19 protein-coding genes and 1 pseudogene are annotated in these 18,855 nt (G+C 69.3%); 12 read left to right on the forward strand and 8 right to left on the reverse strand.

Going from position 1 to position 18,855, the window contains the following annotated elements; all coding sequences use genetic code 11:
* Window positions 1–24: 24 nt before the first annotated feature.
* Window positions 25–349: pseudogene (locus OG892_RS01720) on the reverse strand (XRE family transcriptional regulator); the annotation flags it as partial.
* A gap of 221 nt (window positions 350–570) precedes the next feature.
* Between OG892_RS01720 and OG892_RS01725 the strand changes: the two are divergent.
* Together OG892_RS01725 and OG892_RS01730 are read left to right on the forward strand one after the other, a co-directional pair.
* Window positions 571–1,368 carry an ETX/MTX2 family pore-forming toxin gene (locus OG892_RS01725; RefSeq protein ID WP_371628261.1) on the forward strand — a complete coding sequence of 266 codons (798 nt, stop codon included), beginning with the start codon at window positions 571–573 and terminating at the stop codon, window positions 1,366–1,368.
* A gap of 17 nt (window positions 1,369–1,385) precedes the next feature.
* Complete coding sequence (locus tag OG892_RS01730; protein WP_371628262.1) at window positions 1,386–1,595, forward strand: hypothetical protein; 210 nt, start codon at window positions 1,386–1,388, stop codon at window positions 1,593–1,595.
* Between the two features lie 173 nt (window positions 1,596–1,768).
* Here OG892_RS01730 and OG892_RS01735 read toward each other — a convergent pair whose 3' ends face one another.
* Window positions 1,769–2,272 carry a phage terminase small subunit P27 family gene (locus OG892_RS01735; RefSeq protein WP_371628263.1) on the reverse strand — a complete coding sequence of 168 codons (504 nt, stop codon included), beginning with the start codon at window positions 2,270–2,272 and terminating at the stop codon, window positions 1,769–1,771.
* 633 nt (window positions 2,273–2,905) lie between these two features.
* On the opposite strand from OG892_RS01735, the gene OG892_RS01740 reads away from it, so the two are divergent.
* From OG892_RS01740 to OG892_RS01780, 9 genes are all read left to right on the forward strand, one after another.
* Complete coding sequence (locus tag OG892_RS01740; RefSeq protein ID WP_371628264.1) at window positions 2,906–3,214, forward strand: hypothetical protein; 309 nt, start codon at window positions 2,906–2,908, stop codon at window positions 3,212–3,214.
* Between the two features lie 160 nt (window positions 3,215–3,374).
* Window positions 3,375–3,674, forward strand: coding sequence for a hypothetical protein (locus OG892_RS01745; protein WP_371628265.1), 300 nt, complete (start codon window positions 3,375–3,377; stop codon window positions 3,672–3,674).
* Between the two features lie 399 nt (window positions 3,675–4,073).
* A complete protein-coding gene (locus tag OG892_RS01750) occupies window positions 4,074–4,274 on the forward strand; it encodes a hydrophobin family protein (protein ID WP_371628266.1) in 201 nt (66 codons plus the stop codon).
* Window positions 4,275–4,622: 348 nt separating this feature from the next.
* On the forward strand, window positions 4,623–4,877 hold the full coding sequence (locus OG892_RS01755) for a hypothetical protein (protein WP_371628267.1): 255 nt from the start codon (window positions 4,623–4,625) through the stop codon (window positions 4,875–4,877).
* A gap of 753 nt (window positions 4,878–5,630) precedes the next feature.
* Entirely contained in the window at window positions 5,631–6,251 is a 621-nt protein-coding gene (locus OG892_RS01760) for a hypothetical protein (RefSeq protein WP_371628268.1), read from the forward strand.
* Window positions 6,241–6,621 carry a MerR family DNA-binding protein gene (locus OG892_RS01765; protein ID WP_371631556.1) on the forward strand — a complete coding sequence of 127 codons (381 nt, stop codon included), beginning with the start codon at window positions 6,241–6,243 and terminating at the stop codon, window positions 6,619–6,621. The genes OG892_RS01760 and OG892_RS01765 overlap by 11 nt, the downstream gene beginning before the upstream one ends.
* Window positions 6,602–6,916: a hypothetical protein gene (locus tag OG892_RS01770; RefSeq protein ID WP_371628269.1), complete on the forward strand. Its 315-nt coding sequence runs from the start codon at window positions 6,602–6,604 to the stop codon at window positions 6,914–6,916. The genes OG892_RS01765 and OG892_RS01770 overlap by 20 nt, the downstream gene beginning before the upstream one ends.
* 10 nt (window positions 6,917–6,926) lie before the next feature.
* On the forward strand, window positions 6,927–7,262 hold the full coding sequence (locus OG892_RS01775) for a YnfA family protein (protein ID WP_371628270.1): 336 nt from the start codon (window positions 6,927–6,929) through the stop codon (window positions 7,260–7,262).
* Window positions 7,263–8,437: 1,175 nt separating this feature from the next.
* Window positions 8,438–9,964: a TerD family protein gene (locus tag OG892_RS01780; protein WP_371628271.1), complete on the forward strand. Its 1,527-nt coding sequence runs from the start codon at window positions 8,438–8,440 to the stop codon at window positions 9,962–9,964.
* A gap of 536 nt (window positions 9,965–10,500) precedes the next feature.
* On the opposite strand, the gene OG892_RS01785 is transcribed toward OG892_RS01780, so the two are convergent.
* Window positions 10,501–11,304, reverse strand: a complete 804-nt coding sequence (locus OG892_RS01785) for a class I SAM-dependent methyltransferase (protein WP_371628272.1) — start codon at window positions 11,302–11,304, stop codon at window positions 10,501–10,503.
* 108 nt (window positions 11,305–11,412) lie between these two features.
* On the opposite strand from OG892_RS01785, the gene OG892_RS01790 reads away from it, so the two are divergent.
* Complete coding sequence (locus OG892_RS01790; RefSeq protein ID WP_371628273.1) at window positions 11,413–12,027, forward strand: TetR/AcrR family transcriptional regulator; 615 nt, start codon at window positions 11,413–11,415, stop codon at window positions 12,025–12,027.
* Window positions 12,028–12,043: 16 nt separating this feature from the next.
* Here the strand turns inward: OG892_RS01790 and OG892_RS01795 are convergent, their stop codons facing one another.
* The 5 genes from OG892_RS01795 to OG892_RS01815 form a co-directional block, all read right to left on the reverse strand.
* Window positions 12,044–13,276 carry a GNAT family N-acetyltransferase gene (locus OG892_RS01795; RefSeq protein ID WP_371628274.1) on the reverse strand — a complete coding sequence of 411 codons (1,233 nt, stop codon included), beginning with the start codon at window positions 13,274–13,276 and terminating at the stop codon, window positions 12,044–12,046.
* Window positions 13,277–13,326: 50 nt separating this feature from the next.
* On the reverse strand, window positions 13,327–14,451 hold the full coding sequence (locus tag OG892_RS01800) for a peptidase C39 family protein (protein WP_371628275.1): 1,125 nt from the start codon (window positions 14,449–14,451) through the stop codon (window positions 13,327–13,329).
* Between the two features lie 86 nt (window positions 14,452–14,537).
* Window positions 14,538–16,640 carry an iron ABC transporter permease gene (locus OG892_RS01805; protein WP_073737928.1) on the reverse strand — a complete coding sequence of 701 codons (2,103 nt, stop codon included), beginning with the start codon at window positions 16,638–16,640 and terminating at the stop codon, window positions 14,538–14,540.
* On the reverse strand, window positions 16,637–17,701 hold the full coding sequence (locus OG892_RS01810) for an iron-siderophore ABC transporter substrate-binding protein (protein ID WP_328868136.1): 1,065 nt from the start codon (window positions 17,699–17,701) through the stop codon (window positions 16,637–16,639). Before OG892_RS01810 ends, OG892_RS01805 begins: the two co-directional genes overlap by 4 nt.
* Before the next feature lie 185 nt (window positions 17,702–17,886).
* The gene (locus tag OG892_RS01815) at window positions 17,887–18,756 is read right to left on the reverse strand and encodes an ABC transporter ATP-binding protein (RefSeq protein ID WP_371628276.1); all 870 of its coding nucleotides are present in this window, start codon (window positions 18,754–18,756) and stop codon (window positions 17,887–17,889) included.
* Between the last annotated feature and the right edge of the window lie 99 nt (window positions 18,757–18,855).

Consider the following 18,855-nt stretch of genomic DNA (forward strand, 5'->3'; position numbering starts at 1 on the left):
GGCCCTGGAAGCGGGCGCGTCGGGCGGCGCGGTGTAGCCGAGACGGGCGCGGGTGTCTATGACGATGCCGCCCGTGGACGCCGCGCTCTGCCGGGCCCTGGCCCGGACCTGCGGCTGCCACTGGGCCTTCACCTCGCGGTCTATGCGCGCGGCGAGGTCCGGGCGCGGCTTCCCGATCTGGTCCTTCACGTACCGCTCGGCGGCCCGCCGAGAGACCCGCAGGAGTGGAGCGACCGCCCTGGTACCCCCGAGCCGCCGTACCAGATACCGCATCTGCGCCCCGCGCTCTTGGGGGGCGGGTGAACGTCTTCTGCACGGCGGCATCCAGGCCGTCACCGATCAGGCTCATCGTCGGCTCTCCCGCTCGCTGCGGGGGTCCTGGCCGTGGCTGGAGGCGCGGGGTCTGCTCACCCGGGGCAGGTGCCAGGGCAAAGCTTTTCGCATCGAGGCAGTCGAACCTATTTTCTGCACGTGACCCATAAGAGGGAGAAACCCTTCTGCACACGTCTGACGGTGAGAGGCTTTTCTGAAGGCTGTTTAAGTCGGCCGTCGCGAAGTGAAACTAATCGCATGAAAGAGGTTGGCATGGTCGTTCAGTACACGGATATCGAGGGAATCATCAGGGGACTCCCCGACACGAAGCTTGGCAAAGTGACAAAACCGACGATCACGCCGGCCGAAGAAATCGTCTACAGCAAGGATGATTTCAAGGCGGATGAATCATGGGATGACGTATACACCCAGGTATATGACAACCGGACCAAGGTGAGTCCTCTGGTCATGACCTTCAAGCACACAGAAGAGACCCACCACAGTGTCTCAACGACGGTCAGTCAAACCGTTCTCCTGGGCGCCGAACTGTCCATCGAGGGTTCCTGCGGCGGTCCTCCCCCCATCCCTGGCTACAAGCTGGGAGCCAAGTTCAAGGTCGATGTCTCCAAGACAACGTCCAAGCAGGAAGTCTGGAGCGAAAAAAAGGGCTGGGAAGTCGACCAGCAAGTCACGGTTCCGCCGAACAAGAAGTACCAGGCGGTCATGAAGATCATGGTGACCCATCAAAAGACCACCTGGTCCGGAAAGTGCCAGCTTTCCGGCCCCTTTGGAACTGTAACCCAGGGCGACGAAGTGGTGGTTTCCTATGACTTGACGTGGGGTGCGGCTGTCCTGAAAGCCGCCTACGAAGGGGGATCCAGGGACTGGTCAGGCTGGGATATGGAGAGTGGGGGGCAGGACGACGTGTACGCCGTCATTAGTGGAGAAGTCGCAGCCCAGTTCGGTGTAAAGGTCCTGGTCGAAGTTACCGACATCACCTACCCTGAAAAGCCACACACCATCGACATTTACGCGGGAAGCCCCAAGAACGCCTGAGCGGACACGTCCTCGGCGTGGGCGAAGCAAGGGCGCCCCGGCCTCGTACGTCACAGAAGGAACAGGCCCGCACACAGCAGTCCTCAGAGCGGATCTGCGTCGAGCACGCCAACGCCGAGCACAAGCAGTGGCGGACCCTTCAGCGGTACATCGGACGTCGCGAGTACTACGACGACACCCATCTGGCGATCGCCGGTCTGGTCTCTGACCGCACAGCAATGCGGTGATCACACAACAGCCGAACCGCCAGGACGGCACATTTCACCCTCAGTCGTGCACCACGTCGTTAGTCCGACCAAAGCTCTTTACTCGAAATGGCCTCCCTTCACCCTGCAAAGGAAAATAGCTCCGTACTCGCCACTCTGGTATGAGTGGCGAGCGCGAGGGCTCTGTGATGCGTTCAGTCCCACACGCCCGAGTCGTCAGCGTCAGGCTCGGGGCTCGTGATGGCTGTGCGGGCACTCGGCGAGAGACCCAACTCTCTGATATGGCGTGCGAGTTGGGAGCGGTATTGTCCCGCGATGGTGGTAGCGCCGTTCTTCTGCCACCCTCGCTCACCCCGGACGAGCAAGCCGTGTTCTGATAGCTCGCGCTCGCATTGGTCGATACGTGCGGCAGATATGCAGTAGTTCTTGAGGACCGTGGTATCTACCTCGCCGAGTCCGACCGCGATTTTCAGCACGGGGACGACGCGTCGCCATTCGTGCGAGGCGACCGCACTACAGCGAGATTTCACCGCTTCCCGTTCTGGGTCGTCCACAGTGCGGAAGGTCTCGCGCCAATCGGGCTCGGTCAGTTCCGAGGGTGGTACGGCAGCAATATCCGGGACAGGATGCTTTCCGGGGTTGCCTTCCCTGAACGCTTGCAGTGCGGGTTTCTTGCGCCGTGGGTCGGACAAGGTCACTCCCGTTCGATATGCAGGCGATTTTTCGGGCCCGCGCAAATGGCTTTAGCTGCGGCGAGAGTCTTCTGCCTCCCGCCCGTGCAACTGTGGGGAGGCTCGGGAGTACCCCCCCCTGGTCAGAACGGCGGTCGTTCACCCGACTCACGACGCGAACGGAACTCCGCAGCGAACCCACCCGGCTGATTACGCGCCGCCTCCCCGTTATGGCACCTCACAGACAATGGACGCAGATGTTTTGCGGCATCCGGATTCCTCTCACCTCGTGCGATAGGCTCCCGCCGGTTGGCGAGGAAATGGTCCGCGACATTCGCCGCCCGACCACACAGCACACACCACGGATTCGCGTACAGATACGCACGACGAATGCACGGCCACACGGGCCCGTACGCGCTCGTCCCTGGTGTCGCGCGCTGTTTGTTCGCCATCCGCTCATGGGCTGCACAGCGGCCACCCGTGGTCAGCTCGGGGCACCTGGGGACTGAGCAAGGGGGGCGGGGCTTACGCGGCATGGGGCACCTCCAAATGGGTGAGGGGGATCGTTTCTCCAGGGGCCATGCGGGTGAACTTATGAATTCGGTTCATTCAAGTGGTCAGACTGAGAGTGCCACGCCCAGACCTAAAAGGAGAAAGACAATGAAAACTCTTGGACAGGCGCTGATCTCTGTCGGTGCAGCTGCCACCCTGCTGTTCGGAATCTCAACCAGCGCTCACGCTGCGGAAGGGCAGTTCCACTACGGAAAGCAGCAAGGCTTGGAAATCCTGGAGAACCCCCAGAATGACCGTTGTTACAATCTGGGGGGATCCAATGGTGCAATCAATGCCACCGACGCCACAGCCGTCCTCTATGACCGCGGAGGGTGCCGCGATGAGGTGGGCGCGCTTCCCCCCGGAGAGCAACAAGGTGGCGCCGCCTTCTCTTCGGTGAAGTTCGTCACCGAATAACAGCGGCAGGTGAAGGTTCCGCCCCGGTGCGAGCTTTAGATAGCCCGTACCGGGGCGGAGTACTGTCCGGCAGCGGCCACCACCCGTGGTCAGTTCGGGGCACCCGGGGGCAGAACACGGGGGGCGGGGCTTACGGGGCAGAGGGGATTGCCTCCTTCGAGTGAGGGCGAACCGATTCCCCTTCTCCGCGAAGAAGGGCACCGACTTCTCCGCCCCCCTCACCGTCGTCGCCCGGGACACCAGCGGCGCCCTCGTCCCCGGCGTCTCCCTCCACTTTGCAATCGAGGACGGCACCCGCCGAACCGGGTCCAGCTTCAAGAACGGCAAACTCTTCTGTGTCGTCACCACCGGCTCCGACGGACAGGCCACCCCCAGCCGGTCACCGCAGGCACCACCACCGGCGACTTCACCATCCAGGTCTCCGCAGAGCACGGCCCCGGCGTGTGCACCCTCGACATGATCGTCACCGACTAGCCAGGTGCTGCCCGCCGACCACAGCCTTTCTACTGAACTGAGAGCGAGCAGGACCACCCGGTCCTGCCAGCCTCCGCCTTGATCGGCGTCGGCCCCGACACGCATTCCTGGGACCGGATCGCGTGGTCGGGCGCCGTCGGCCGCAAGGCCCGCATCTGCGGGACGGACGGCCCGGTCCCCGGGGCCCAACACGGACGCGGTGACGCGCGTGCAGGAGGCCGGACCGGCCCCCGGGGGTGAGAGCCACCCTGGTGGCCCAGCCGCCGCCCGTAAGTCGTATCCCGGGCCCGGGGAACTCGTTGTTGTCCTGCCGGGCTGTGATCACACGGCCCGTACATACCGGCGGGAAGGACCTGCCGGGACGACACGAAGGAGGACACCTGTGATGACCCGTCGCCTCGCGGCCTGCGCTACCGCGGTTGCCGCCCTGACCATCGCCTTCGGCGGAGCCGCACACGCGGACGTCAACACCGAGTTCCAGACCACCTACACCGGCACCGGGTCCGGCGAAAGCCCCACCTTCACCTGCGAGGGCACCGCCGCGAACGGACTCGTCAACGTCGGTTGCTCTCCCATTTCCCTCTGAGGGATCCCTCCCACGGCGGCGGGCTGCCGGGCGGGCACACCGACACGCACGAGACCCGGCCGGCACCCGGAGCGACAACCACCCCGTGACCACCCGCCGTCCCCTGGGCACGGGAACCGCCACACCCGCCGACAACACGCAGTTGTCGCCCACCGCCGTGCCCCGGGCAGGCTCACGAGGACTCGCCTTCTTTCTGTGAGGCGCGGCGGACTGCCCCGTCGGCGCGGCCACCATGGGCGGTATGCGGGTCATCGGGATGTCGGTGTTCTCCAATGGAGGAGGAGGGGACCCCGGCGGAGACCCCGCCGGTTTCCGGGTTCCCCCCTTGTTCGGTATGGAGGATTTCGCATGCTTCGTCGCCTCATGGGTCCGGCCGCCGCCGGCAGTCTTGCCGTGCTTGCCCTGACGGGCGTGGCCGCGGCGGCCGCACCCCCACCCGTCACCCTTGAACAGTGCGTCGAGGGCGGGGGAGGAGCGAACTACGCGTACGAGCACAACAAGCTGGTCGCGTTCTGCAGCGGAGGCACGTACGACACCCGCCCGGTGTCGACGCCGCCTCCGTCGATCGGCCCCGGATTCGACCTCAGCGGTTTCCGTCCCTGACGTCCCGCCGCCGGCGAGACTATGCGATCTTCCACCTCGTTCATGCATGAGTGCCTTCCCAGGCGGAACGGTGGGGGCCGGGTTGCGGCGGACGACTGCCGGGAACGCAGCCCGGTCGCTGGCGAAATTGCCCAGCGCACTGTCCAGAGAAGCGCCGTCAGCAGCGCGACGATCGCAGGCGCAGTGGAGCGGAGCGGTAGAAGACGTTATGCGCCGTGAGACGGCACGTCGTGTGCGGCGACGTCACCGTTCGGCGTACACCTCCCGACTTCGGGCTCGGAGTGGACCGGGCGACGGCCGAGGCAGGCGCGGTCAGGTGATCGTGGAGGGCCTGGTGTGGCCCATGCACTCGTACGCCGGGCCCTCTTCGTCGTACTGCTCCAGGGCGGTGATGCGGCCGAGTGCCTCCACCAGCAGGACCACGGTGCAGATCGCGATGGTATGGACTTGGTCCCTTGGGTCATCAGCCGCAGATCCTCCACCGCGTCAACGACGAACCCAAGGGCTTCACCTGGCAGGACTACCGCGACCTCATCGTGCGGGCACACAGCCAGCTCGGGCCCCATCGTCCTGATCTGGGAAAACTTGCGTACCCATCTCATGCCGCAGATGAAGGGCCTCATCGCCGTAAACGCTCGCACCCGAAACCCGCCGGCCCTGCTCCCGGACTTCGTACTCGCTGCGTAACGCGATTCGCGCGGGCGCGTTGATCACACGCACCCTTCCGATCATTCGCAGCACAAGGAGCTCTCCGTGCAGTACACCGTCCTCCGCACCCTGACGGTTGCCCTGCTGGCCGGTGCTGTCACCGCGCCCCAGGCCACGGCCACCGCCGCCCAGGGCCTGTTGCCCTCCCTGCCGCTGCGCGGCGGCTCCACCTTCGACTTCTGCCTCACCGACACCTCCGCCTCAGCGCTGTCGAAGGCCGGGATCACCATGGAGGCCATCGCCCCCTCCACCCTGGTCAGCGACCAAGGTCACCGGTGTGTCCGCACGGTCCTGGCGGGCGGGAAAATCAACTCCGACCTCTCCGGACTCACCGCCACCGCCAAGGACGGCGGGTTCGCCTTCCACCGCGGCAACCGGCGGGCCGAGTTCACCGCCATCGCCGCGAAGATCTCACCCGACCGGACCGGAACCATCACGGTCACCCACCGCAAGCAGCGGATCGACGTACTCACCACCAAACTCACTGGGCTCAAGCTGTCGCTCACGAAAATCACCGCGAAGAACGTCCCGATGAGCCTCACCCCGGCCGGCGCGAACGCACTCGCCAAAGAATTCACCACCAGCCCACTCCCCGCCGGCCACGTGCTCTTCGCCGGAAACTCCACCGCTCAGGTCCTGCCCCTGACCGCCTCCACTGGGAAGTAACACCACCCCGGCCACCGGGGCGAACCCCGCACAAGAAGGCCACCGCCTCTACGGCGAGGACGCGGTGACCGCGCTTCGGGTGATCAAGGCGGCCCAGCGGCTCGGGTTCACGCTGGAGGAGGTCGCCGCGCTCCTGGAGGCTGGCCGCCACCGCCACGGCCGCCCGGTCGCGGGGCTCCAGGAGCGGGCCGCGGCCAAGCTCGCCGAGGTCGACTCGAAGATCGCCGACCTCACCACCATCCGCACCGCCCTGGCCACCGCCGTCGAAGCAGGCTGCGACGACCTGACCGTCTGCGCGTTCAGCCCGTGCTGCCCGATCCCCTTCACCGACCTCGCCGAGGAGAACCGCCATGCCGGCCCCTGCTGCTGACTTGCGCCCCTACCGCACGCCGAAGACGCTCGGGGCCCTGGCCGCGCTGGCCTGCGTAGCCTGCTGCGCGGTGCCGGTCCTGATCACCGCGGGCGTCCTGGGCGCCGGTGTCGGGGTGGTGGTGGGCTGGCTGCCCGCCCTCGCCGGCGTATTGGCCGTGCTCGCAGCCGGAACCTGGTGGCTCGGCCAGCGCCGCCGCTCGTGCTCCTGCGGTACGAAGAGCACAGGTGAGGGTGGGTGCGGCTGTCAGAAGCGTGCCGACCCGCTGAAGATCACAGGCGCGGGCCGCCCGTAGGGTCGCGGGTATGACTGTCGCTCGTTCCCTTGCCCTGTTCGCCGTCGCCGCGCTCTTCGAGATCGGAGGGGCCTGGCTGGTGTGGCAGGGCATCCGCGAGCACAAGGGCTGGATCTGGATCGGGGCCGGCGTCATCGCGCTGGGCCTGTACGGAGTGGTGGCCACCTTCCAGTCCGACGACAACTTCGGCCGCATCCTCGCCGCCTACGGCGGCATCTTCGTCGCGGGGTCCATCGCCTGGGGCATGGTCGCCGACGGCTACCGTCCCGACCGCTACGACGTCATCGGCGCCCTGGTCTGCCTCGCGGGCATGGCAGTGATCATGTACGCGCCCCGCGGGAACTGATCCCGACCCCAGCCGTCCCTGGGCTGGCCAAGTAGAACGCTCAGACTGGCCAAACTGTGGCGCTCAGTCACACCATGCGTCACGGGACAAGATCGTGAGACAGAAATGCTGTGTCCCGCGAATGAGAAAGCCGGAAGCTCCCAGGTCGCCGCACCGGAACGGGACATTCCAAATGCGGACCTACAATTGGCGCTCTGCATGCGCAGTTGCCGTACCGTGCCCCTGGCCTGGCCGAGGGCCTTCGCTGCGTTCTTCTGGAGCCATGAACGCTCGATGGCGTCGTCCTTGGGCGGCACTGTGCGGCGTTTGCTCTGGAGGACCGCTCCGCGGCCTCCGGACAGCAGGAGCCGGTCTCCCTGCTCGCGCTGGCCGGAGCCTTTGACTGCGTAGGCAGGTTCGAAGACGAAGTCCGGCATCCCCCAGGTGGCAGCCGCCTGGTGAATCGCCAGCTCCACTCCAGTCCCCGGCACGACACCGGGCGGCAGAGGGAGCGCCGGAGATATTCGGCGCAGGTAAGGCCCGTTGGGCGTCTCGACGATCAGTGTCAGCTGAGCAGGGTGATCATCGTCAACGAAGCGCCACAGCCCCGGCGCGGGGATCCGCTGGTCCATGGCCAACATTAGACGCGCAGATCCCGTCCTCATCATCTGATTCGCTAGAACCTGCAGGCGCAGGACACTTACCGCTGGACACCGCAGACGGCGTCACCCTGCCCCCTCGATGGCAGATCGGACAAGGTTGAACACTTCCTATGGAAGTTCGCGTATTTCCCCAGCCCGCTGCAGGCCGCGATTCCCGAACAACGGAGCCCGAGTACTGACAGACTCGTCGCCACAGAAGGGAGACCCATGAGCTTCGGATTCCGAGTCGGTGTGCCCGGAATGAGCGTGCGCGTCTCGACCCGAGGGGTACGAACATCCATCGGGCCGAGAGTTGCCAGGGTGAATGTGGGCGGCGGGCGGACGACAATCTCGTCCGGGATGGGCCCGTTCTATGCCTCCAGCGCCCTGGGCAGCGGGCGCAGCCGGACCAGTACGAGTCGCTCCGGCTCACGTCCGCGGGCTGCCGCACCTTCGGGTGCGCAGCTGGAAAGGGCTCGCCGACAGGCCGAGCGGGCTCAGCAAGAAGCGGAACGCGAAGCGGCCATTGCGCAGTTGCGGGAATTGCGTCACCAGATGACGAGCGTGCATCTGCAGTCCTTCTCCCCCGCGCACCCGCCGGTTGTGCCCGGCCCGCCACAGCTCGGGCTGCCCTGGGCGCTGGCCGAGGCGAAGACCTTCCACCTGGCAGGTCTCGGCGTGTTCGCGCGTACTGAACGCACGGAGGCAAAGCAGCGGGCGGAGCAGGATGCTCAGGGATACCTGGCCGCCGAGCTTGCCAGGTTGCAGGGCATCCAAGGGGGGTTGACGACCGAGGCGCATCAGTGGTGGCAGTCCCTCGTCGCGAACGACGAGGCGACGGTGTGCGAAACCGTCAACTACGCCTTCTCCGACAACCCCGCCGCCGGCTGCGCTGTCGGGGTCGACGGCTCCGTCATGTCCGTAGTAATGCGCCAGCAGGACATCGACTCGCTGCCCAACCAGACCCCCGGGGTCACCTCCAGTGGGCGCCCCACGCTGAAGACGCTGACCAAGCGCGACCGAGTCCTTTGGTGGCTCACGGCCATGGGTTCCAACATCATTACCACCCTCAAGGAGGGCTTCGCCGTCGCCCCGGGGATCACCGCGATCGACCTCGCGGTGATCACCCGCGTGCCGGACACCCAGCGGCTAGGGTTCGTGGCGTACGGCAGGTGGACCCGCCAGACCATCGAGTCAGGCCCCTGGCAGCAGCCCGAGGACGCACTCCGGTTCCTCGACATCGGCCAGGACGTGGTCTGCGCCGTCGCCACGACCGCCTCCGGAAACCTGTCGAGCACCATCAAACCGCTGGACACCAGCCGTCTGTCCGGCCTGCAGAGCCTGCTCGACCACGCCCAGGACGACGCTGCCACGGCCGCCGCCACACTCGCGGGCCTGGACGGCGACCTCAGCGCCAATGTCCCGGCAACCCCCAATGCGCCGACCCCAGACAGCTATCGGATCCGCACGTTCACCGAGTGGAAGAACCAGGTCCCGTCCTCGGCCCACCCGCCCGCTACCGGCGAACCCGTTACCCCTCCTCCAACGATCCTCACCCCCGGCCAGAACCTCACATTGCCCGCCGAGGCACGTGAAGGGCTGACCATCGCATTCAGGTTCGGCGGCGCAGACGCCGACCTCACCCTCTTCCTCACCGACGCGCATAGCAAGGTCTCCTCGGACGAAGACTTCGTCTTCTACAACCAGCCGTCCGGCGCCTATGGGGCCGCCAGGATGCTGGGCAAGCTGAACGACGGCGCGCACACCGTCGAGCGCGCCGCCGTCCACCTCTCTGCCCTCCCAGACCACGTCCAACGCCTGACAATCGCGATCAACATGGATGTCGACACCGGGTTGACGTGCAGTGCCCTCACCCACGCCAAATTGGCCATGGAATGCGCTGCGGCCACTTGGACCTTCCAGCCACCTGCCGACCCTGCCATCCGCGCAATGGCCGTCGCGGAGCTGTACCGCCACCGGTCCCCCAACGGTCTGCCGGTGTGGAAACTCCGAGCGGTCGGACAGGGCTGGGCTGACGGACTCGACGGCTTGGCCAGAGCGCACGGCGTCGACGTGGGATAGCCCACCATGTGGACACGTACGAGTATGGAAACTGGCCGAGGCCCACTGGGTGGGGGCGCCATGCACCCGGCGGGCCCTCTGGCCGGGATAACCCCTCCCATGCCAGCCGCCCACCGTGCCACGCGCTATCACATCGCTATCACCAACAGCGTGGACACACCTGGACCACAGGACCCTGGCCTGCACAAACACCCCTGCGCTGAACTGGCTGGACTCCCGGAGACGCCATCTCCGACCTGTGCCATGTGGGACTGGAAACCGCCAGCTTCTGCCTCGCAGACTCAACTCCGTCAGTCGCGACGGACGCTGGCACAACGCGCCGCGATCACTCAACGTGCTGGGTACAGCCAAACGAACACCCTCCCGCCGCAGGCACAGCGCTCGCGGCGCTAGCACCCTTGGGGAGAATCTGGGGAGTATTCGAAGGCTTGGGGAGCGCGTGGGGAGAACCGGCTACATAACGCAGCACGAATCCGAAAGACGGCGAAAGACACATCCACGCAGGTCAGGGGCCCATCGGATAGAGAATCCGCAGGTCAGCGCCACCAAGTAGGCAACTTCATCGTGAAGCGTCCGCCGAGGGAATCGATGGCCGCCCCGACCGCGTCCAGCACCTCGGCCAGCTGATCCGGACGGAGCTGCGTGAGGCCACCGGTGGTGGGCAGCAGATCGAGCCATTGGTCGCGTGTGTAGGACTGCCGCCAGTCGAACCGCCACTGTTCGGGCTCCTCGAACCCCCCGGTCTCACGGATCGTGTCGGCGGACTTCACGTACGCCGCCCGGTAGAGACCGAGCGGTCGCCGGGCCGGCATGCCGTTGAACGGGGAGTCGGGCACCACCCGGCGGTATGCGGCGGCGAAGGGTTCGGCCACCTCGGCAGGCGGCTCGTACGCGTGCCCGAAGATCGCCAGCCGTCCCCCCGGACACAGCACGCGCGCCGCCTTCACGGCGCCGGCGACCGGATCCACCCAGTGCCACGACTGGGCGGCGATGACCGTGTCGAACCTCCGCCCGGCCGGCTGCCAGGCCTCGAACGCCGCCACCTCGACCGGCAGCCCCCGGGCCCGCGCGACGTCGGCCATCCGCGCGTCGGGCTCAACGCCGAGTACGGCGCAGCCCGCGGCCTGGAACTGCCGGGCGGCGATTCCGGTGCCGCAGCCGATATCGAGCACCTCACGTCCGGGGCTCCCGGCGACGATGCGCGCCACCAGCGCGTCCGGGTATCCGGGCCGGGCCGTGTCGTAGCGCTGCGCGTCCACGCCGAACGACTCCGCCATCCGCCGGGCCCGGTGCGGCTCCTGCGGGGACGGTTCCGACTGCTCTCGCGGTAGAGTGGGCATGCGCCCACTTTAGTGGGCAGGTGCCCACTGGGCAACGGTCCGCCTTGGCGGACGCGTGCCCACTGAACAGCGGATGCCGAGGGGCAGCCCGCACGGGAGGAGCCGCACGTGCCGACCGGGGTGCACATGCGCGACGCGCGGCAGCAGTTGTTCGACGCTGCCGAACGCGTACTTCTGCGGGCCGGGGCGATCGGCCTGACCAGCCGGGCCGTCACCGACGAGGCGGGCTGCGCCAAGGGCGTCCTGCACCGGCACTTCAGCGACTTCGACGCCTTCCTCGTCGCCCTGGTGCTCGACCGGGCGGCGCGGCTCGAACGGGAGTCGGCCGCGCTCGCCGGGTCCGTCGGCACCGGCACGGTGGCGGACAACCTCACCAGCGCGCTGACCACCCTTTTCGGCCCGGTCCCGGTGGCGATCATCCCGCTGATCACCTTCCGGGACGAGCTGCGCGCACGGCTGCGGCAGGCGATGCCCGGCGGCGGCATCGTGATCCTGGCCCAGGCGACGACCGCGATCTCCGCCTGCCTGGCAGCCGAGCGCGACCTGGGCCGCGTCGCGGCCGACGCCGACATCGACTCGCTCACCCTCTCCCTGGTCGGCGGCGGCCATCTCCTGTTCGCGGACCGCGCCGCAGGGCCGCCGTCCACGGAGGCCGTCAACAAGCTGGTGACAGCGGTCATCGCCGACGCCGTGCGGAGACGGCCGGCCGGGTCGAGCCCTTAGGCCGTCTCGCCAGGGCCTAGAACCAGTGCAGGCAGTGCGGGGCGCTTTCCGTGCGGAAGAGCCCGTCCGCGAGGGCGGCGGCGCCCGGCCGGCAGGCCCGGATGTGTCCCGCGCACACGAGCGTGCTCGGGGCGATGCCTCCCAGGTAGAGCGAGCCCAGGTCGCGCACGTCCAGCGCCAGGTCGGGCTGCCGGTCCGTGGGAACGCAACTCGCCTCGCCCGCGCGGACGGTCAGCAGGTAGCGGCCCCGCTCACCGAGGAACGGGTCGTCGACGTCGAGGACGAGCTCACCGTCCGCGAACCAGCCGCGCGCTGTCAGGGCGCGCGGGACATCGAGGAGACGCACCCACAGCCAGTCGGCGTGGTCGCCGACCTCACCGGCGCGGATGTCGGCGAGCTGCCAGCGCAGCGGGTGCTCGGGCGGGACATGACGGAACACGACCTGTGAGACCAGGTCGTGTCCGAGTACGAACCGGGCCAGGGCCGTGAAGACCGCGTCGTCGGTGGCGATGGTCTCGTCGACCGTCAGGGTCGTGTGCTCGCCGATCGAGTAGCCGGCATACCCGTCCGCCGCTCCGTCGGCGTCCCGGTGGACGGCGACGTAACGCGGCGCCGAGGAGACCGGCGGCTGCCCCGCGCCCAGGGCCCACCAGCGGTGCGGCCGGGACAGCGCGCCCGGCTGGGCGCGGCGGTACCGGTCGTAGACCTCTTCGAGGATCTCGCCGCACTCGGCGCGCCGCAGCACCTCGACCGTTCCGCCGTCCGTCCCGGTCGCCGGTGCACCGGCCGTCGCACGAGCACGGGGAGCCGCGAGGGCGGCTCGGTGACGCGGCACCGTCAGCCGGGTGGTGAAGGTCGCCGGTCCGTAGCCGAACCTGCCGTAGATCGGAGCCTCTGAAGCCAGCAGCACCGAGAGGAACTCACCCCGGGACCGTACGTCGGAGAGCTGCCGCCGCATCAGCTCGCCGAGCACACCGCGCCGCCGGTGCGAGGGCAGGACGCCGACCGCGCTCACTCCGGAGACCGGAGCGAGGGTCCGGCCGGGCAGGGTGAGTTCGAAGGAGTACGCGGCGGCGGTGCCCACGGGCCGGCCGTCCTCGGACAGGGCGAGCAGGCCGCGGTCCATTTCGAGCGCGGACCACCAGCGTCCGCCGCCCGCGACGGGGGTTTCCGGGAACATCCCGAATGCTGTGTGGACTGTGTCGACGAACACGTCCAGGTCCGCATCGGTCGTGGGTCGGATCTCCATCGCTGTCGCTTCCCTCTCGCAGTACCGGAACAGTCGGTCATGGTGTTCATTCACAAGGATGGCGCCGCGTCCCCCGTCTGCGGGCGGCCGATCGTCACCGCGCCCCTGAAGCCCTCCGGCGAGATCACCGACATCGTGTCGAGCGACGCGTCGGGGACCGGCAGGAGGTGGGCGTCGACCCAGGTGTCCCCCGTCGTCGCATTGGCCCAGGGATCCTCGATCACGACGGCGCCGGGTACGGTGCCGTGGCAGAGCACCCAGTGCGGCACGTCGAATCCCTGCATCCCCGCGAGGGAGAGCAGGAGCAGCACGTGTTCGCGCCGGCCCATCGCGTCCCGGACCGCGGCCAGGGAGAGGCGGCTCGGGTCAATGGGGACACCGGTGCGCTCCGCCTCCGTCCTGGAGGCGCGCTGGAGCAGGGCACGCCACTCCTGGTCGTTCTCCGGGAGGTGGCCGAGCAACACCGGCCGGTCGGTGTCCAGATGGATCGTGACCGGGGACGAGGGCCAGGCCCGGCGCAGGGCGACGCCCAGCCCGACGGGCTCGCACGCGAGGAAGTTGGTGGCGTCGCGCCACAGCGTCAGCTCCGCCTGCCGGTCGAGCGCCTCCCATGCCAGCGCGCCCGCGTGCGCCTGCGCGACCAGAGCGGTGACGGCGCCGCAGGTGAAGTGCGTGGTCTGCCCGTAGTACGCGGGTGCGCTCGTGACGCCGTCGCACAGCCAGCGGACGTATCCGGCAGCCGGTCCGGCCGCGCCCTCCGGCTGCGTGAGCGGAGGGGTCAGGGCGGTGAAGCCGGTGGCCGCGACGTCCTCGTAACGTGCCGTCCACCCTTCCCACTTGACCTGCGCGAGCTCTCGGCGGTCCGCGTGCGCGACGACGGCCTCTACGGCTGCGCGCACGTCACCGACGGCATCGACGATCTTCAGATAGGCCGTGCCCGGACGTGCTGTCACGAGCGCCGCAGCGGCCCAGTCCTCGCCGTCGGCTCCGGGAACGGCCACGAGGTGAGGGGCGTGGGCGGAGCGGTCGACCGCACGCCAGCGCTCCGACACCTCACGGTCGAGCAGCCCTGCCAGCTGGGCCGGCGGGCTGTCGGGCTCATAGGGGACGACGATGCTTTTCGCGGCTCGCACGGGCTCGGCGAGCCGAGCGGGCGATTCCTGATGGGGCGGCATTCCGGTGCTCCTGAAGGGACGGGGAGGATGAGGGAGAGGGGCCGGAGCCCGAACCTGTCGGCGCGGACCCGGCCCCTCCCCCCGGGTCATGCGCGGGACTTCCGGAGCACCCACACGAAGTACGGTGCGCCCACCAGCGCGATCATGAGGCCCGCCGGCACCTGGGCGGGGGCGACGAGCGTGCGGCCGAGGGCGTCCGCCACGCACACCAGCAGTCCGCCGAGCACCATCGCGACCGGGATCGCGCGGCCGTGCCGGGCGCCCACCAGTGAACGGGCGAGGTGCGGGGCGACGAGCCCCACGAAACCGACGACGCCGACGGCGATCACGCTGAGGGCCGCGAGCACCGCGGCGATCGACAGGGCGGTGAAGCGGGTGCGTTCCACCCTGACGCCGACGATGCGCGGGGTGTCCTCATCGACGGCGAGCAGGTCGAGCCGGCCGCGCATGAACAGCAGTACGGGAAGGGCCAGAGCCAGGGCCACCGCGACCGGGACGACGTCGGGGAACGTGCGGCCGTAGGTCGTGCCGGAGAGCCAGGTGAAGATCCGGGGCGTGTTGTACGGGTCCGCGCGCAGCAGGAGGAAGGTGGTGACGGCGCTGAGTCCGTACCCCATGCCGATGCCGATCAGTACGAACCGGTCGGGCAGGAACCCGCCGCGCCGGGCCAGCAGGGCGATCAGCGCGAAGGTGGCCAGCCCCGCCGTGACCGCTACCGCGATGAGTACCGGCCTGCTACCGGACAGGCCGGAGGTGGCGACGCTCGCCGCGCCGAGGCCGGCGCCCGCCGAGATGCCGAGCACGCCGGGCTCCGCCAGCGGGTTGCGCACCGAGCCCTGCACGACGCAGCCGGCCAGTCCGAGCGCCGCGCCGGCGAGGATCGCGGCGGTCACGCGTGGGACCCGGTCGTCGAGCGCCTGGCCTATCAGGTCCGGGGCGGCGCCCTGGAGCCACAGCACGATGTCCCCGGTCCGCAGCCAGAGGCTTCCCGCCAGGATCGCGGTGAGGGCCGCCGCGACCAGCAGGACCACCGCGCCGGACGTGACGAGGAGGAAGGCACGGCGTGAGCGTGCGGCGACCCGCGCCCTCGGTGGCTGCCGGAGGCCGCCCGTGTCGCGCAGCCGCAGGGCGAGGACCACGATCACGACGGAGCCGAGCAGCGCGGTCGGCACGCCGGTGGGGATGGAGGCCGCCCCGTCCGCCCCCTGCACCGCGCGCAGGGACGCGTCCGCGAGCAGGACGAGCAGCGCGCCGAGCAGTCCGGCCGCCGGGATCAGGAGCAGGTGCCGGCGCAGCGCGCGAACCCGCCCCGCGATCAGGCGGGCCACGACGGGCGCGCCGAGACCGACGAAGCCGATCGGGCCGGCGAGGGTCACCGCCGTGCTGGTCAGCAGCACCGCGCAGATCACGGCGGTCACGCGGGTGGTCCGGATCGGCACGCCGAGGGTGGACGCGGTGTCGTCGCCGAGGTTCATCACGTCCAGCCGCCGGGACAGCGCCAGGGCGGCGCAGAGCACCACGACGACGAGCGGGGCGGCGCGTACCGACGCGTCGATGTTCAGCTGTGCCAGCGAGCCGCTCCCCCAGGCGAAGAGACCGGTCGTGTTCTGGTTGAACAGGATGAGGAGCATCCCGGTCGCCGCGTCCAGGGCCATCGCGGTCGCGGAACCGGCGAGGATGAGGCGGGTGCCCGCGGTGCCCGCGGCACGGCCCGCGAGGAGCAGTACGAGTGCCGCCGCGACGAGGCCGCCGGCGAAGGCGACGGCGCCCGACGCCCACAGCGGGACGGTGAGGCCGAAGGCGGCGACGAGCGTGAGGGTGAAGTAGGCCCCGGCCGTGACCGCGAGGGTGTCCGGCGAGGCGAGCGTGTTGTGGGTGACGGACTGGAGCAGCGTGCCGGCGCAGCCGAGGGCGAAGCCCACCGCGACGCCCGCGAACAGGCGCGGCAGGCGCGAGCCGGTGAGGATCTCGCCGACGGGCGCCCCGCCCGCGCTCTCGTGCCCACCGGCGAGATGGCGCAGCAGATCGCCGACGCCGACGCCCGACGTCCCCTGCGTCAGGTGCCACAGGCCGACCAGGACGGTGAGGGCGAGAAGGAGGGCCAGGACGGCCGCCCCGGCGGGGCCGCTGCCGCGCTTCGCGCCCGGCAGCGGCCCGGCCTCGGGTGCCGCTGTGCGTACAGTGCTCACTTCTTGTCGAGTACGTCGACGTACGCGTCGATCGCCTGCGCGCAGGAGCGCGGGCCGCCGGCGCCCCAGACCCGTGCCGGGAACGCGTGGGCGCGGCCTTCCTTCACGGCGGGGAGCTTCTTCCAGATCGGGTTCTTGTTCAGCGCGGCGACGTACCCGCCGGCGCCGTCGTCGTTCGCGTAGAAGAGGTTGGCGTCACCCACGGCGGTGAGCCCCTCGACGTCGGTCTGCGCGAGGCCGTAGGCGGCGTCCACGCCTCCGTCGCCGTGCTTCTTGTTGATCTCGTTGCTCCACGCCGGGGTCATGCCGAGTTCCTTGCCTATCTCGGTGAACAGGGCGCCGTTCGCGTAGGGGCGTACGGTCAGGTTGCCTCCTTCGAGCCAGCCGTCGAAGAACAGGAAGTCCTTCGTCGGCAGGCCCGCGTCGGTGACGCGCTGCTTCGCTGTCGCGAGGTGCTGGTCGAACTCCTTGAGCACCTGGTCCGCCCGGTCCGTGCGTCCCGTCGCCTCGCCGATCATGCTGAACACCTTGCGCATGTTCCCGATCGGGTCCTTCGGGTCCGCCCCGCGCGTGGCCATCACGGGAACCCCCCTCTTCTCCAGCTTCTTGATCATCTCGTCCTTGGCGTCGAAGGCCTCCACGACGATGAGATCGGGCTTGGCCGCGTAGAGGGTGTCGAGGTCGGGCTCCTCGCGGGTGCCGATGTCCGTCACGCCACCGGGCAGCTTCTCCGCGCTGGTCCAGGTGCGGTACCCCTTGGCGTCGGAGACGGCGGTGGGGGTGACGCACAGCGTCAGCGCGTCTTCGACCTGCTGCCATTCGAGGACCGCGATCCGCTTGGCGGGCTTGTCGAGCTTCACCTGCCGGCCGACGCCGTCCTTGAAGGAGACGGGCCCCGTCGAGGGGGTCGTGGTGTCCTGGGCGCAGTCCTTCGATGCGGGGGACGCGGCGGCGCTGCTGCCGGCCGTTGCCTTGTCGACGTCGGTCGTTCCGCAGGCCGTTGCGGCGAGCAGGGCGAGCCCGGTCGAGGCTGACGCCGCCAGGCGACGGGCACGGTTCATGAAGGTTCCTCTTTCACAGGTGAGGTGCGGGCGACGCGGGGACGGTGCGTCGGTGTTTTCGGGTCGGCCCGGCACCCGCCCCCGGAGCGGCCCATGTGCCGTTCCGCGGAGGTGCCGCCGTGTTCGGGGGGCGGGAGGGGTGCCGCCGTGTTCAGGAGCGGTGGGAGGTGAGAGGTGTCTCCGTGTCAGGAGAGGTGGCGGCCGAGTGGGTCGATGCGGAGGCGCCCCGTTCGGGGGTCGACGGCCACCTCGACGCGAATGTCGTAGACCTCGCCGATGTTCTCCGCGGTGAGGACGTCGGCGGGTGCGCCGGCCGCGTACACCCGGCCCGAGCGCATCAGGACGAGCGTGTCCGCGACGCGGGAGGCCTGGTCGAGGTCGTGCAGCACGATCCCGACCGCGATGCCGTGTTCCTCGACGAGGTCCCGCACCAGGTCGAGCGTCTCGAACTGGTAGCGCAGGTCGAGGTGGTTGGTCGGCTCGTCGAGCAGCACGACGCCGGTGCCCTGGGCCAGGCAGGCCGCGAGCCAGACACGCTGCATCTCCCCGCCGGAGAGTTCTCCGACCTGCCGCGCGGCCATGTCGCGTACTCCGGTGACCCCCACGGCGTGGTCGACGGCGGTCCGGTCCTCCGCGGTCGGTCCGGCGAAGCCACGCCGGTAGGGATGGCGCCCGAACGCGACGACCTCGGCGACCGTCAGCCCCTGGGGAGCGGGCCTCGACTGGGAGAACAGCGTGACCTCGCGCGCGAACCCACGGGAGCTGAGCAGGGCCGCGTCACGTTCGGGCTCTCCGTCGGGGGCGCCGAGCGTCACCCGGCCGCCGTCCAGCCGGTGCAGTCGGGAGAGTGCCCGCAGCAGCGTGGACTTCCCGCTGCCGTTCGGCCCGACCAGGGCGGTCGCACGGCCGGGTTCCAGCGCGACCGAGACGCCGTGGACCACGGGTTTGCCGCCGTAGCGCAGCACCAGGTCGTGCCCGATGAGCGCGGCCACCGGAGCGGTGGCGGCAGGGGTGGCCGTGGGTTCTCCGGCAGACCGGAAGAGGCTTGTGAACATGACGGTGTCCGGACGATCGGAGGGGCGGGGGACGGCGGTAACCTCCGTCCGGTCCGACCGGCACAGGACGCGCGCGCTCGCCCACGCACGGACAGCGTC

Origin of the sequence: Streptomyces sp. NBC_00341, from assembly GCF_041435055.1 — a bacterium.
Classification (GTDB): domain Bacteria; phylum Actinomycetota; class Actinomycetes; order Streptomycetales; family Streptomycetaceae; genus Streptomyces.